The sequence below is a fragment of the Brachybacterium sp. NPDC056505 genome (assembly GCF_042794925.1).
In the GTDB taxonomy this organism is placed as follows: domain Bacteria; phylum Actinomycetota; class Actinomycetes; order Actinomycetales; family Dermabacteraceae; genus Brachybacterium; species Brachybacterium kimchii.
The window spans coordinates 154,326-168,884 of record NZ_JBHTSV010000004.1 but is presented as its reverse complement, the minus strand read 5'-3'; the positions used below and the strand labels follow the sequence as shown (position 1 = coordinate 168,884).

General features: G+C 72.3%; 11 protein-coding genes. 5 read left to right on the top strand and 6 right to left on the bottom strand.

What is annotated here, in order from left to right:
- Window positions 1–31: 31 nt before the first annotated feature.
- The 4 genes from ACFQ53_RS04785 to ACFQ53_RS04770 are packed head-to-tail and all read right to left on the bottom strand — an operon-like array spanning window position 32 to window position 4,904.
- Window positions 32–1,171, bottom strand: a complete 1,140-nt coding sequence (locus ACFQ53_RS04785) for an acyltransferase (RefSeq protein ID WP_377856059.1) — start codon at window positions 1,169–1,171, stop codon at window positions 32–34.
- 22 nt (window positions 1,172–1,193) lie between these two features.
- Window positions 1,194–3,194, bottom strand: coding sequence for a DUF6541 family protein (locus ACFQ53_RS04780; RefSeq protein ID WP_377856056.1), 2,001 nt, complete (start codon window positions 3,192–3,194; stop codon window positions 1,194–1,196).
- On the bottom strand, window positions 3,191–3,571 hold the full coding sequence (locus ACFQ53_RS04775; protein ID WP_377856203.1) for a DUF2304 domain-containing protein: 381 nt from the start codon (window positions 3,569–3,571) through the stop codon (window positions 3,191–3,193). Before ACFQ53_RS04775 ends, ACFQ53_RS04780 begins: the two co-directional genes overlap by 4 nt.
- A gap of 4 nt (window positions 3,572–3,575) precedes the next feature.
- The gene (locus tag ACFQ53_RS04770; protein WP_377856053.1) at window positions 3,576–4,904 is read right to left on the bottom strand and encodes a nucleotide sugar dehydrogenase; all 1,329 of its coding nucleotides are present in this window, start codon (window positions 4,902–4,904) and stop codon (window positions 3,576–3,578) included.
- A gap of 166 nt (window positions 4,905–5,070) precedes the next feature.
- On the opposite strand from ACFQ53_RS04770, the gene ACFQ53_RS04765 reads away from it, so the two are divergent.
- Window positions 5,071–5,781: a glycosyltransferase family 2 protein gene (locus ACFQ53_RS04765; protein ID WP_377856050.1), complete on the top strand. Its 711-nt coding sequence runs from the start codon at window positions 5,071–5,073 to the stop codon at window positions 5,779–5,781.
- Between the two features lie 29 nt (window positions 5,782–5,810).
- Here the strand turns inward: ACFQ53_RS04765 and ACFQ53_RS04760 are convergent, their stop codons facing one another.
- A complete protein-coding gene (locus ACFQ53_RS04760; RefSeq protein WP_377856047.1) occupies window positions 5,811–7,190 on the bottom strand; it encodes an LCP family protein in 1,380 nt (459 codons plus the stop codon).
- A 232-nt stretch (window positions 7,191–7,422) separates the two neighbouring features.
- Between ACFQ53_RS04760 and ACFQ53_RS04755 the strand changes: the two genes are divergently transcribed.
- The 4 genes from ACFQ53_RS04755 to ACFQ53_RS04740 all read left to right on the top strand — a co-directional run bounded on the left by ACFQ53_RS04755 (window position 7,423) and on the right by ACFQ53_RS04740 (window position 12,820).
- Entirely contained in the window at window positions 7,423–8,400 is a 978-nt protein-coding gene (locus tag ACFQ53_RS04755; protein ID WP_377856044.1) for a glycosyltransferase, read from the top strand.
- Window positions 8,397–9,275 carry a glycosyltransferase gene (locus tag ACFQ53_RS04750; RefSeq protein ID WP_377856042.1) on the top strand — a complete coding sequence of 293 codons (879 nt, stop codon included), beginning with the start codon at window positions 8,397–8,399 and terminating at the stop codon, window positions 9,273–9,275. Before ACFQ53_RS04755 ends, ACFQ53_RS04750 begins: the two co-directional genes overlap by 4 nt.
- A gap of 192 nt (window positions 9,276–9,467) precedes the next feature.
- A complete protein-coding gene (gene glf / locus ACFQ53_RS04745; RefSeq protein WP_377856039.1) occupies window positions 9,468–10,628 on the top strand; it encodes a UDP-galactopyranose mutase in 1,161 nt (386 codons plus the stop codon).
- Window positions 10,629–10,672: 44 nt separating this feature from the next.
- A complete protein-coding gene (locus ACFQ53_RS04740; protein ID WP_377856035.1) occupies window positions 10,673–12,820 on the top strand; it encodes a glycosyltransferase in 2,148 nt (715 codons plus the stop codon).
- A 7-nt stretch (window positions 12,821–12,827) separates the two neighbouring features.
- Here the strand turns inward: ACFQ53_RS04740 and ACFQ53_RS04735 are convergent, their stop codons facing one another.
- Window positions 12,828–14,468 (bottom strand): DUF222 domain-containing protein, encoded by a 1,641-nt coding sequence (locus tag ACFQ53_RS04735; protein ID WP_377856032.1) that lies wholly within the window; start codon window positions 14,466–14,468, stop codon window positions 12,828–12,830.
- Window positions 14,469–14,559: the final 91 nt, after the last annotated feature.

The window sequence follows — 14,559 nt, the reverse complement described above, 5'->3', positions numbered from 1 at the left end:
CGCCCGGATCCGGCCGCTCAGAACCTGCCGCTCAGAACACCAGGCGCACCGCGGGGATCCTCTGCGCGAGCAGGGAGATCGCGAAGGACGCCGGCACCACGACGACGTACGCGACCGCCATCTGGCCCAGCTCGTCCCCGTCGCCCATCCACGGCAGCTGACGCAGCAGCACGAGGATCGCGAAGTGCGCGAGGAACACCCCGAAGGTCGCCTCCCCGAGCGTGCGCAGCACGTGCTGAGCGCGCGGTCCGACCCGCCACCGCAGCGCGAGCGCGGTCATGCCCGCGAACAGGGCGATCGAATACACCATGACCAGCGGCGAGGTGTAGCCGGAGCCGAGCACCGCGATCCACGCGTCGGCTGCGGAGCCCGATCCGGCGCCCGCCCCGCCCCGGTCCGCCTCGTAGACGGCCGTGAGCGCGAGGACGCACAGGGGGCTCAGCGCGAGCAGCCAGGTTCCCGTGCGGCGGCCCGGCGGGGCGACGACGGCCGCTCGTCCGATCACGAAGAAGCCCGCGAAGGCGAGCCCGAAGGTGAGGGCGCCCGCCTCGAGCGGCCTGTGCTGCGAGAGCCCGTCGAGCGACCCTCCGTCCGTCGGTCCCGCGGTGAGGAAGGGCACGGCGAAGGCGAGCGCGGTCCAGCCGCAGGCGAGGATGCCCATCCACCAGGCCCGTCGGCCCTCGTGCGCCCCGTGCTGATGGAGGAACGCCGCGATGACGGGCGCGATCGCGTAGAGCCCGAGGACCGCCCACAGGAAGTACAGGTGGACCGCCGTCTTGCCGGTGATGATCTCGTCGAGCGCGATGCCGGGCGAGATGTCGGCCCCCGCGAGCGGGTCGATGAGCAGCATGTAGACGGCCGACCACACCACGAGCGCGGGAACCACGCGCACCGCGCGCCGCCGCCAGAAGGCGCCCGGTCCGCGCCGGTGGGCGGCGGGATGCAGGTTCAGGGCGCCGGTCATCATGAGGAAGACGGGGACGGCGGCGGAGGCCACCATGTCCAGCGCCGTCACACCGATCCCGACGGTCCCGGCCTCGACTCCGCCTCCCACCACGTGCACCAGCACGACGCCGAGGATCGCGGCGATCCGCAGGACGTCGAGGAGGGGCAGGTACTCGCGCGCCGGGGCGGATCGAGCCGAGTCGGACGAGGAGTCGGAAGAGGTCATGCCGGGGGAGCCGGGTCCTCTCTCAGGATCCGGAGCCGCAGTCGACGCGGATCAGCTGCGAGTGGTCTGTCGTGAACACGGTGCTGCCCAGGTCCTGGGAGGCGCGGTTGACCAGGTCGAACGTGGAGGACCACGAGTAGGTCGTGTACTCCTTGTAGATGTAGCCGACGTTCGCGTCCTCGAGCATCTGGCACTGCTCCGCGAGCGGCACGGGGCCGTTCGACCCGGAGATCGCGTAGAGCAGCGCCCTGTCCTGCGAGGTCAGGGCCATGCCGGCGACGGGGTAGTACACCTGCTGGCCGTGGATCGCGTACATGTGGGAGGCGCCGGAGAACGGGCTCGCGAGCACCTTCTTGCTCGTGTCCATCTCGGGAGCGGCCTTCTCCCAGGCCTCGACCTCGTCCTGCTGGAGGAAGCGGCCGCGGCCCTCGTAGATCCAGGCCAGATTCATCTGGGCGTTGTCGATCCGGGTGGGCACGGAGCTCGCGGCCGCGACCACGGCCAGCAGGGTCAGCACGGCGGCGCCCCAGCGCGGGATCTTCTCCCCGTGCGGTGCGATCACCCGGGACCAGGCGCGGAGGCCGGGGATCACGAGCACGCTCGTGAGCATCGTGACCGGCATCGAGAGGCGGTCCTGGCCGCGGTAATAGAGGGTCGAGAGGTTCAGCGGCGAGTCGATCGCGGAGTCGAAGTAGAGCACGCCCATCACGAGCCAGGCGATCACGAGCCAGCGCTGCGGGCTGCGCCACGAGGCCACGAGGCCCGGCCACCAGAGCAGCGCGAGCACCACGCCGAGCGCCATCGGCCAGACCGTGAGCAGGCCCAGCAGCAGCTCGCCCAGGCCCGTCCACCACGAGACCTTCAGCCCCCCGCCGAAGTCGGTCACCACCGCCGCGAGGGGTGTCCAGGAGAGCAGCCCGACGGGCACGAGCGCCGCGAGCGGCACGGCGAGCAGCCAGGGACGGCGCCGCGCGTGGGGGAGGGCGGTCACCGCGCTCAGGGCGGCGATCAGCAGCAGGGCCGTGACGGCCACGTTCGGGTGCATGAGCGCGAGGCCGAGCCCGGCCCCGCCGAGCCCGAGCACGGAGGCCAGATGCCGCAGCACGGGCCGCCCGGGGATGCCGTGGCCGGGCGCCGGCCCGTCGCCCGGACCCTCGCCCGTGGCCTCCTTCAGCAGAGCGCCCCAGAGGGCGACGATCGCCGCGGTGACCCCGGGCAGCATCGCGAAGCCGACCATGTTCGGGATCGCCGAGAGATGGATCCACTCGTCCCACGGCGCCGCGGGCGCGAGCAGGCCGACGATGCTCGCGGCGAACGGCCCCCAGCTCACCTCGGGCCACAGGGCGCGGGCGAGCAGAGCCATCCCGGTCACCCACGGCACCACCGCGAGCACCAGGCACGCGGCGTTCAACAGCACCGGGATCGGCACCAGCGGGACCAGGGACGCGAGCGCGTGGAAGCCGCCGGGGTAGGGGTTCGGCTGCCCGGTCGTGCTCGCGACCGTGCCGATCACCAGGGACGACGCGTCGCCCGTCTCCCGGATCCGCTCGAGGGCGGAGAGGTGGTAGAGGGTGTCCCAGCGCTCGAGGACCCGGTCGGCCCCTCCCACCGCGTACGCGATCGGGACGATCGCGACGAGCGCCGCGCCGAGGATCCACCAGGGGCCTCCCGGGACCCGGCGCCGAGGAGCGGCCCCGTCCGGAGAATCGGCCCCGTCGGAGCCCTCGACGGCCGGGCGCCCGTCGAGCACGGTCGCCGGCAGGCGCAGGCCCAGGCGGCGGGCGAGCAGCCCGATCAGGATCATGAGCGCGGAGAGCACCCCGAAGGTCGCGAGCGACCAGGGCACGCCGGCCTTCCCCGCGATCACCGCTCCCACGCCCGCGATCGCGGCGCCGAGGGCGGGGGCGAGCGCGAGGGCGAGCAGGCGCCCGCCGCCGAGGACGCGCACGGCGAGGAATCCGGGGACGACGGCGGCGGCGAGGACCACGATCCCCGCGACCACCAGGAGCAGCAGGTCCGTCATGCGCCGCTCTGCGTGCGCTCGCGGTAGGCGGCGGGCTGTTCGGCCTCGTCCAGGGCGATCCGGCGTGCGAGGTAGGTGATGCGCTTCTCCTCGTTCTTCGCGCGGACCTCCTGCAGGGCGATGACGCCCAGCAGCACGATCACGGTCGCGTACAGCAGCAGGTCGGCGCCGCGGCCCACGCCCACCAGGTGGGCGACGCGCGTGAGCAGGCGGGGGGAGACGACGGCGGCGACGGCGAACAGCGCGAAGCCGAGGATCAGCAGGCGCCGCACGGCGAGCTGCCGGGCCCCGCGCGTGCGGAACAGCCAGAACGTGATCCCCAGGATCCCGAGGATCAGCAGGATCTGGATGACGAGCGTCGACCCCATCGCGCCCATCACGTCAGCCCCTGTCGGAGGGCGCGTCGTGGGTCGAGGCGGACCCGTCGCCGAGCACGAGCCGGGGCACGCCCTGCCAGTTCTCGGCGGTGGTGATGTCGCGACCGTCGACGACCAGGCGCACGCCCGGGACGTCGCCCGCGGCGAGCTCCCGGTACTCCGGGTGGTTGGTCTGCACGATCACCAGGTCCGCGTCCTCGCCCCGGTGCCAGGCGGCCCAGCCGAAGGAGGAGAGCTCCTCGTCGGAGTAGAACGGGTCCTGCACGCTCACCTGCGCGCCGCGGCGCTGCAGCTCCGCGACGACCGGGAAGACGCCCGAGAACGCGGTCTCCTTGACGCCCGCCCGGTAGGACGCGCCGAGGACCACGGCGCGCAGACCCGCGAGCGATCCGAGCAGCTCCTCCGCGCGCTGCACGAGGCGCGCCGGCACGGAGGCGTTCAGGGCGCGGGCCGTGCGCACGGTCTCGGCATGAGGATCGGTCGAGAGGTACAGCCGCGGGTAGACGGGGATGCAGTGCCCGCCCACGGCGATGCCGGGCTGGTGGATGTGCGAGTAGGGCTGGGAGTTGGAGGCCTCGATCACCTTGTAGACGTCGATGCCGTTGTCCTGGGCGAACAGGGCGAACTCGTTGGCCAGCGCGATGTTCACGTCGCGGTAGGTGGTCTCGGCGAGCTTCGCGAGCTCTGCCGCCTCGGGGGAGCCGAGGTCCCACACGCCGTTGGGTCGGGCGAGGTCGGGGCGCTCGTCGAAGGTGAGCATCGACTCGTAGAACTCCCGCGCACGGCGCGTGCCCTCGTCGTCGATCGCGCCGATCAGCTTCGGGTACTTGCGCAGGTCCGCGAACACGCGTCCGGTGAGCACGCGCTCGGGGGAGAAGACCATGAAGAAGTCCTCGCCCTGGGTGAGGCCGGAGATCTCCTCGATCATCGGGGTGAAGCGGCCGCGCAGCGTCCCCACCGGAAGGGTGGTCTCGTAGATGACGGTGGTGCCGGGGGTGAGGTGCCGGGCCAGGGAGCGGGTCGCGTCGTCCATCCAGCCGAAGTCCGGCTCGGAGGTCTCCTCGTCCACGAACAGCGGGACCACGAGCACCACCGTGTCGGCCTGGGGGATCGCCTCGGCGTAGTCGGTGGTCGCGCGCAGACGCCCGGCAGGGACGAGCTCGGCGAGCTTCTCGGCGAGATGCGCCTCGCCGGGGAAGGGCTCACTGGCCTCGTTGATCGCCTCGACCTGGCGCGGGTTCACGTCGACGCCCACCACCTGGCCCCCGGCCTCGGCGAACTGCACGGCGAGCGGCAGCCCGATCTTCCCGAGAGCGACGACGGCTGTGTTCACCGGTACCTGCTTCCTCCCGCATGCGGGCCTGCGGATGTGACGTGCTGTGGACGTGCTGTGTGGGCGGGGCGCGCCCGGCGCGCGGGCGCGGGATCGTTCCCGGTGGACAGGGTATCGTCCTGGGCCTGAGCGCACCCAGCGCGGACGTCGTCCCGGGAGGAAGTGGATGAGCGAGTCCCCCGACGGGACCGTCGAGCAGGCGGACCCGGGCGTCACCTCGACGTGGTTCGTCATCCCGCTGTTCAACGAGGCCCAGGTCATCGGCGACGTCGTCACCGAGCTGCGCCGCCGCTATCCGCTCGTGGTCTGCGTGGACGACGGCAGCCGCGACGGCTCCGCGGAGATCGCGGCCGAGGCCGGGGCCGCCGTCGTGCGCCACCCCTTCAACATGGGCCAGGGCGCCGCCCTCAAGACCGGCATCGACTATGCGCTGCGCGATCCCGCGATGCGCCAGGTCGTGACGTTCGACGCCGACGGCCAGCACCAGGTCGACGACGCCGCGGCGATGATCGGCCTGCGCGAGCACGAGGACGTGGACCTCGTGCTGGGGTCCCGCTTCCTCGACCAGCGCACGCGCCCGGGCCTGCTCAAGCGCCTCGTGCTGCGGGCGGCCGTGCGCTACACGAACCTCACCACCGGGGTGAAGCTCACCGACGCCCACAACGGTCTGCGCGTGATCGGCCGCGGCGCCTGCCGCCGCATCACCATCGAGCAGAACCGGATGGCGCACGCCTCCGAGATCGTCGAGGAGATCGGGAGGCTGCGCCTGAGCGTGCGCGAGCACCCGGTGCACATCCTCTACACCGACTACTCGAAGCAGAAGGGCCAGTCGATGCTCAACTCGGTGAACATCGTCATCGACATGCTCTTCCGCTGACCCCCGGCCTCGGCCCTGCCCCGCCTCGCTCAGTCCCCGGACTTCGCGGTCGCGGTGCCGTCCGCGACCGAGGAGAAGAACTGCTTGGTCTCGGTCTCGTCGGTGAGGATCGCGACGCCCGAGTTGTTCGTCTGGTAGCTCTCGGTGACGATCGGGATCGAGAGGTTGGTGCCGTCCTTCATCGAGCGGCGCATGGCCAGTCCCGCCCGTCCGAGGTCCACGAGGCCCGTGTGGTCGTCGGTGAGCAGGGCGCCCGAGCCGGCGCCGGCGAGCTTCGCCTGGGCGAAGGGGTTCAGCAGCACCGCCGGCGAGGTCACGCGGTCCATGAGGGCGGCGACGAACTGCTGCTGGCGGGCCTGGCGGCCGATGTCGGCCGTGGGGTCGAAGTAGCGGGCCCTCACGAAGGCGAGCGCCTGCTCCCCGCCCACGTCGTGGCAGCCCTTGGCCATCTTCAGCCCGGACTTCTCGTCGTCCACGTCCTTGTCGATGCACAGGTTCACGTGCCCCACGGCGTCCACGGTGTCCGTGACGCCGTCGAAGCCGACCTCGACGTAGTGGTCGATGGTCATCCCCGTGAACTCCTCCACGGTCTTGACCATGAGCTTCGGACCGCCGAAGGAATAGGCGGCGTTGAGCTTGTACTTCCCGTGCCCGGGGATGTCCACGAGGGTGTCGCGGGGCAGGGAGACCAGGTAGGACTTCCCGTTGGCGGCGCGGTGCAGGAGCATCATCGTGTCGGCGCGCCCGCCCTGGGTGCCGTCGTCGGCGACGCTCTTGCCGCCGCGGGCGTCCGAGCCCGCGATGAGGTACGTCGTGCCCGGGGTGTCCGCCGCGCCCGAGAGCGCGTCGACGTGCTCGATCCGCGAGTTCGCCCAGAGGGCGAGGCCGGCGCCCCAGCCCAGCACGATCACGAGCACGAGGGCGACGAGGGTCATGCCCAGCCGCATCGGCCGGGGGACGCGGGAGCGCCGACGTGGGCCGCCCGGTCGCTGCGGACCGCCGGGCTGGTCCGGTCCCTGGGGGCCCGACGGCGGGACGGCCGCGCCGGCGCCCGCGGCGCCTGCGCCCTCGTGGTGGTGCACCGGGGCGCCCTGGCGGGAGGACGGACGGGACGGGGAGGCGGGGGAGGAGCCCTGCTGCCCGGACGGGACCTGCGGCGCCCTCTCGCCCGCCGGGAGGGCGCGCGTGGGCTGCTCGGGCTGCCGGGTGCGTCCGCCCGAGGCGGTGCCGACGGCCTGGACGCTGCTACCGGCCCGGGCCCGCGAGCGCGGGGTGGGGCGGCGCGGTGCGCCCGGTCGCGGTGTGCGAGGGCGCGCGGATCCGCCGCGGGCGGGATCAGCGCGAGGGGCCTCCTCGAACGGGTCCTCCTGGTCGGAGGGGCGTGCCGAGCGTTCGTCCCGGTCGTCCACGGGCAGGATCCTTCCGTCGTGTGCGCCGACGAGGGGAAGCGGGGTCGGCGCGCGTGCCCGACAGACTAGCCCCGGGATCTCCGAGCGCCCAGCGGCTGCGCGACGCGGACGTGACGTGTTCGCGGCGCGCGGGCGGACGGCTGGGTGAACACGGGGAGCTCTCCGTAGACTTCGACGCACGCGGAGGCGCCCCCGTGACCTGCCCTTCGCCCGCAGACCCGGAGGAGACCCCGTGCAGGACGCCCCCATCACGCGAGATGCCGCGAACGGCGGTGTGAGAGTCGTCGCGGTCGTCGTCACGTACAACCGCGCAGCACTGCTCGAGTCCTGCCTCGATGCCCTCGCGGCGCAGGACCGTCGGCCCGACGCGGTCGTGGTCGTGGACAACGCCTCGACCGACGCCTCGGGGAGCGTGGCCGACGCCCACCCGATCGGGGCCGATGTGGTGCACCTGCACGAGAACGTCGGCGGCGCGGGCGGCTTCGCGACCGGCATCGCCCGCGCGCTCGAGGAGCACCGCGCCGACTGGGTGTGGCTCATGGACGACGACACCATCCCGCGGCCGGGCGCCCTGGCCGCCCTCACGGACGCGATCGACGCCTCCCCGGCGCGCCTGTCCGTGCTCAGCTCGCGGGCCGTGTGGACCGACGGGCGGGCCCACCCCATGAACCTGCCGCGCCTGCGCGTGGGCGCGAGCGCGCAGGAGCGGGCCGACGCGCAGGCCGCCGGCGGGTACCCGATCCGCACCGCGAGCTACGTCTCCGTGCTGCTGCGGGCCGATGACGTGCGCCGCCTGGGCCTCCCCAACGCCGACTACTTCATCTGGTCCGACGACTTCGAGCACACGGGCCGCCTGCTGCGCCGCGGGCGCGGGATCCACGTGCCCGGCTCCGTCGTCGAGCACCGCACGAAGGTCTTCGCCAACGCCCAGGCCTCCCCGGGCGACCGCTTCTACTACGACGTCCGCAACCGCCTCTGGGCGCTCACGCGCACCCGGTCGTTCACTCTCTGGGAGCGCGCGATGTACGGCGGCAGCACGGTGCGCGGATGGCTGCGCCAGCTCGTGCGCCACCCCGAGCTCGCGCGCGTCGGCGCCCGCGGTCTGCGCGATGCCCTGCGCGGCGGACCCCGACCCGGTGCACTGGTCCTGGACCACGACCCCGGGGCGGCCTCCTCGATCACCCGCGTGGAGAGGTCCGCCGGGCGATGAGCGCGCTCACCCCGTCGGACCGGCCCGTCCCGTCGGACCCGCCCGTCGCCCATGACGTCACGGTGCTCATGCCCGTGTGGCGCGGCGACAGGGCCGATCGGTTCCAGGCGGCCGTCGCCTCCGCCACCACGCGGCAGACCCTCGCGCCGGCCGAGCTGCTGCTGAGCATCGACGGGCCGCTGACCCCCGAGCTCGACGCGGTCGTCGCCGCGATCGAGGCCGGCGAGCACGGTCCCGCCCGGGTGCTGCGCGCAGAGGCCCACCAGGGCCTCGCCCTCACCCTCCAGCGCGGGCTCGAGGCCGCGACCACGACCCTCGTGGCACGCGCCGACGCCGACGACCTCTGCCGTCCCGATCGCCTCGCCCTGCAGGTCGGAGCGATGCAGGACGGCGGCCTCGACCTGCTCAGCGGCACCCTCCAGGAGTTCTCCGACGCGGTGCCCGTCGGCACCGGCCCCCTGCGCACACGGCCGCTCGCGCACGCCGAGATCCTCGCCTACCTCCCGCGCCACAGCCCCTTCCAGCACCCGGCGGTGATGATGCGCCGCGACACGGCGCTCGCCGTCGGCGGCTACCTGGAGCTCGACCACCTCGAGGACTACTGGCTGTGGGAGCGCATGCTGCTGGGCGGCGCGCGCAGCGCGAACCTCCCCGAGGTGCTCGTTGACTACCGGGTCGACGAGGACCTCTTCGCCCGCCGCGGCGGCGCCCGCATGTTCCGCTCGGACCTGCGCCTGCAGCGGACCTTCCTGCGCGACGGCGTCACCACGCCCGCCGGGGCGGCCGCGAACCTCGCACGCCGCGCCGCCTACCGCTTCGCGCCCGGCTGGCTGCGCCGTCTGGGGTACCGCCTGCTCGTCGAGCAGATGCGCTGACGTGACCTGGGCCTCGTCGGGCCCGACGCCGGGTGAACACCGAGTGACATCGGATCGGCCGCGCGGTGACGCGTCCGTGAGCGTCCGGTGGAGCATGCACGCCATGCCCTGATCAGGGCTCTGAAGTGCGCGGACGCGCCGCAGCGCTGGGCTAGGGTGGTCGCCATCGAGCACCCGTCGAAAGGTATCCCCGTGGCGTCTCCTGACCTGCTGATCGTCGGCTCCGGCCTCTTCGGACTGACGGTCGCCGAGCGCGCAGCCGTCGAGCACGGCGCGAAGGTCGTCATCATCGACCGCCGTGACCACATCGGGGGCAACGCCTATTCGGAGGTCGACGAGACCACCGGGATCGAGATCCACAAGTACGGGGCGCACCTCTTCCACACCTCGAACGAGCGCGTGTGGGAGTACGTCAACCGCTTCACGGAGTTCACCGGCTACGTCCACAAGGTCTATACGAACCACAAGGGCGTGGTCTACCCGCTGCCGATCAACCTGGGCACGATCAACCAGTTCTTCGGCGCCTCCTACTCGCCCGACGAGGCGCGCGCGCTGATCGCCGAGCAGGCCGGCGAGCTCGCCGGCACCGACCCCGAGAACCTCGACGAGAAGGGGATCTCGCTCATCGGCCGGCCCCTCTACGAGGCGTTCATCAAGAACTACACCGGCAAGCAGTGGCAGACGGACCCCAAGGACCTGCCGGCGGGGATCATCTCCCGCCTGCCCGTGCGCTACACGTACGACAACCGCTACTTCAACGACACCCACGAGGGCCTGCCGGCCCAGGGGTACACGGCCTGGCTCGAGCGCATGGCCGACCACCCGAACATCGAGGTGCGGCTGGGCACGGACTACTTCGACACCACGCAGGAGTACCACCGCGACGCCGTGCGCGGGCAGCTCCCGGTGATCTACACGGGCCCCGTCGACCGCTACTTCGACTACGAGCTGGGCGACCTCAAGTGGCGCACCATCGACCTGGAGACCGAGCACCTCGAGAGCACGGGCGATTTCCAGGGCACGTCGGTCATGAACTACGCCGACGCGGACATCCCCTTCACTCGCATCATCGAGCCGCGCCACTTCCACCCCGAGCGCGACTACCCCGCGGACCGCACCGTCATCCAGCGCGAGTACTCCCGCTTCGCGGCGCGCGAGGACGAGCCCTACTACCCCGTGAACTCGGGGACGGACCGCGAGACCCTGATGGCCTACCGGGAGATGGCGGACGCCGAGCCGGGCACCCTGTTCGGCGGTCGCCTGGGCACCTACAAGTACCTCGACATGCACATGGCGATCGGCTCTGCCCTGAGCCTCGTGGACAACAAGCTGGCCGACCTGCTTCGCCAGTGAACGATCAGCCGCGCCCTGAGCGGCCGGCCGGGAGGACCCCCACAGTGAGCATCACCAGCACCCCTGCGACAGCCATGCCCTCCTCCGCGGAGGCCGAGGACGCGAGCACCCCGTCGACCCCGCAGCGTGTGATCCAGCGGCTCATCATGCCGCTCGTGCCGACGCCGGACATCGTGCCCCTGTACGTCGAGGCCCACACGGCCCGTTCGGGCATCTCGACGGCCTCGTTCGGGCTCGGCGGCGAGGAGGAGGAGACCCACGAGGCCTCCGCTCCGAGCGCGGACAACCTGACGACGGACGTCGACGAGCTCAGCGCGCGCCACAGCATCGAGGTGAGCCCGCACTCGGTGCGCTCCTTCGGCACCTACTTCAACGCCTTCCCGGCCGGCTACTGGCGGCGCTGGACGCCCGTGCGCTCCGTGCGGCTGACCGTGACCACCTCCGGCAGCGGCCAGGTCATCGTCTACCGCTCGAACGCGCGCGGGGCGATCCAGCGCCACGAGTTCCGCACCGTGCGCGAGAGCACGGAGTCGGTCTTCGAGCTGCCGCTCACGGCCTTCGGCGACGGCGGCTGGTACTGGTTCGACGTGATCGCGGGGGCCGACCCGGTCGCCGTCGTGAACGCCCAGTGGACGGCCGACGCCGATCTCGCCCGCACCGAGGGCACCTTCTCCATCGGCATGACCACGATGAACAAGGTCTCCTACTGCCTGGACAACATCGGCCTGATCAGCCGTGACCAGGACCTGCGCGAGCGGCTGGACGTCATGTACGTCGTCGACCAGGGGTCCGACCGTCTCAGCGACCACGAGGCGCTCGCGCCGCTGCAGGCGGCCATGGGCGAGCAGCTGCAGCTCATCGAGCAGGGCAACATCGGCGGCTCCGGCGGCTTCTCGCGCGGCATGTACGAGGCGGCGACCAACGGGCGTTCGACCTACGTCATCAACTGCGACGACGACATCGACATCGAGCCCGAGTCGCTGCTGCGCATGCTGACCTTCGCGGACTTCGCGACCACCCCCATGCTCGTGGGCGCCCACATGTTCGACCTCAACAACCGCTCGGTGCTGCACGCCTTCGGCGAGGGCGTCGACCCGTGGGCGATCCAGCCTCGCGTCGTCAGCCCCGGCGGACGCCTCGGACACGACTTCGGCTTCGAGCCGCTGCGCTCGACGCCGTGGCTGCACCGCCGCGCCGACGTCGACTACAACGGCTGGTGGACCTGCCTGATCCCCACCGAGACCGTGCGCGCGATCGGCCTCAGCCTGCCGGTGTTCATCAAGTGGGACGACGCCGAGTACGGGCTCCGGGCGAAGGCCGCCGGCTACCCGACGGTGTCCCTGCCCGGCGCGGCGGTCTGGCACATCACCTGGACCGACAAGAGCGATGCCCTGGACTGGCAGGTCTACTTCCACGAGCGCAACCGCATCATCACCGCGCTGCTGCACTCGGTCTACGAGCGCGGCGGCCACGTGATCACCGAGTCGCAGAGCATCGACTTCAAGCACATGATCTCCATGCAGTACTTCACGGAGACCGCCCGGCTGATGGCGCAGGAGGACGTGCTGCGCGGGCCCGGCGGGCTGCACGACCACATCGGGACCAAGCTCCCGGAGCTGCGCGCGATGGCCAAGCAGTACGACGACTCCGCGACGCTCACCGACGCCCAGCAGTTCCCGGCCGTGCGGATGGCGAAGCCGCCGCGCAAGGGTCGCGGGTTCGCGCCGCCGCGCCGTTCCCGGCTGCCGCTGTGGGCCGCGCGCACGATGGCCCGCCAGATGTTCGCCCCGCCGCGCGAGACCTCCCGTCTGCACCCGCAGGCCGAGATCCCGCACCTGGACGCGAAATGGTGGACGCTCAGCCACTTCGACAGCGCCGTGGTCTCCAACGCCGACGGCACGAAGCTCGCCTGGTACAAGCGCCGGCCCGACCACGTGCGGGAGATGTTCACGCGCAGCCTCCGCACCCACGCGGATCTCTACCGCCACTGGAACGACCTGCGCCGCCAGTACCGCCGGGCCGCCGCGGAGCTCACCTCATTCGAGGCCTGGGAGAGGACCTTCGCCGCGAACCCTGCTCCCGAGAGGAAGCAGGATGTGAAGGAGAAGGGCACCCAGAAGGATTCGGGCTCGACGAAGGGATCGACGCCCTCGCAGGCCGACGGCACGTCGGCGAGCGAGTTCGTCGCCTGAGAGTCGCTCACTCGTCGGAGTCTGGGTCCAGGTCGTCCGGCCCCTCCCCGGCGCCGGACTCGTACAGCGCATCGACGACGTCCCTCAGGCGGAAGCCGAACCCGGCGGTCGTCGGCGCGATCCTCGTGTCCCCTTCGCCCCACTGGTAGCGCGGCCCGCTCTCGCCGTCGCGCACGAGAGGGTGCTCGGGCTCCAGCGGGACGATGACCGCGTGCTCGAGCACCTGTGGCCAGTGCACCTGGACCGGGGTGCCCGTGGAGTCGACCACCTCGAAGCGCGGGCCGTCGGCCGGAGCGTGCAGCGCCGATGATCGCGCCGGCCGGAGCGTCAGCCCGCCCTCATGGACGAGGACGTGATGACGCCGGCACAGCAGCACGAGGTTCTCGATGTCCGTCACGCCGCCGTGCGACCAGGGCACGAGGTGGTGGGCGTCGAGGTGCTTCGTCTGATGGCACCCGGGGAAGCCGCACGTGCGCTGGGCGACGCGCAGGGCTCGGCGCTGTGAGCGGGAGGCGAGTCGACGGGTGCGTCCGAGGTGCAGGATCTCCCCGTTCTCATCGGTGACCAGCAGCGCGAGCAGTCCCGTGCAGCTCAGCCGCTGCGCCGTGGCGGCCTCGAGCGGCCCGACCCCCACGATCTCGCAGCGGTTCCGGAGGGGAGGGGCCGCGGCGGACGCATCGAAGGGGCCCGCTGAATGCGTACCAGCGTCTGTCGCAGACGTTCCCGCGGGAACGTCACTTGCTGCCAGATCTGTCAGATCCCTGCCGGGCGCCGAGGGGGCTGATGCGTCGGACCCCTCGGGACCCGCCGGCGGTTCCGACGCCCGAGGGTCCCCGGAGGCCAGCACGTCGGGCGTCGCATGGACGACGACGAGATGCCGGTCCTCGCCGCTGCGGTCGGCAGGCGTCGCGTCGAGGTACGCACGGGCCATGTCGACGAGGGCGTCGGCCCGGGTCTGCTCGATCATCGGCGGCAGGTCCTGCTCGGCATCCGCGGGGAGGTCGCCTGCATCCTGCTCGCGCTGCGTCGCGAGGTCCAGGGCGGCGGCGACCTCCGCGCCCGCCTCTGCGGGCAGGACAGCGCGGACCTCGAGCATCCCGTCGTCCCGCATCTGCCACGAGGCCTCGCGCCGCGCCTCCTGCGGGAGCCGTGTGCCCTCCGCGGCCCGGTACGCGCGCAGCGCGACGGCGAGCTGCGCGGCCGTCATCTCACGTGCCAGCAGCACCAGCGTCCCCTCGTCCACGAGGCCGACCACGCGGGTCATCTCCCGCACCTTGGAGAAGGAGAGGCGGCCCTGGGCGAACTCCTCGCGGGTCAGCGGCATCCCGCGCAGCGCCCGGGCGACCCGCACGTGCTCGCGCGCGGTGCCGGGGGTCATCGAGCACGTCCAGCCCAGCCATTGCGCGAGAGACTTCACGCCGACATACCAGCGGGTCCCCTCGCCCGCATCGAACTCGCCGATGAGGTCCAGCAGCGCGCACTCCGCCTCGGCGACGTGCGCGGCGTGCGCCTGGATCTGCGTCGCGAGCTCCTCGGCCTCCGCGTCATCGAGGAGGAGGCGGGCCCCGCCTTCGGGCGGACTCGTGCCATCGCTCCCACCGGATCCCGTGCCGCGTCCCGCGTTCGGCTCCTGCACCACCGTGCTCATCACGACCCCCTCGTCGCTCATCCGTCGCCCGGGCCGGTCGGCGTGCGGCGCCCGATGTGGGTGCGCACGACCGCCGAGGCCCGGCCAGCCA

What these genes read in the sequence shown, in the direction of transcription:
- ACFQ53_RS04785 (WP_377856059.1), bottom strand. Translation starts at nt 1,171, where the DNA reads ATGACCTCTTCCGACTCCTCGTCCGACTCGGCTCGATCCGCCCCGGCG.
- ACFQ53_RS04780 (WP_377856056.1), bottom strand. Translation starts at nt 3,194, where the DNA reads ATGACGGACCTGCTGCTCCTGGTGGTCGCGGGGATCGTGGTCCTCGCC.
- ACFQ53_RS04775 (WP_377856203.1), bottom strand. Translation starts at nt 3,571, where the DNA reads ATGGGCGCGATGGGGTCGACGCTCGTCATCCAGATCCTGCTGATCCTC.
- ACFQ53_RS04765 (WP_377856050.1), top strand. Translation starts at nt 5,071, where the DNA reads ATGAGCGAGTCCCCCGACGGGACCGTCGAGCAGGCGGACCCGGGCGTC.
- ACFQ53_RS04750 (WP_377856042.1), top strand. Translation starts at nt 8,397, where the DNA reads ATGAGCGCGCTCACCCCGTCGGACCGGCCCGTCCCGTCGGACCCGCCC.
- ACFQ53_RS04735 (WP_377856032.1), bottom strand. Translation starts at nt 14,468, where the DNA reads ATGAGCACGGTGGTGCAGGAGCCGAACGCGGGACGCGGCACGGGATCC.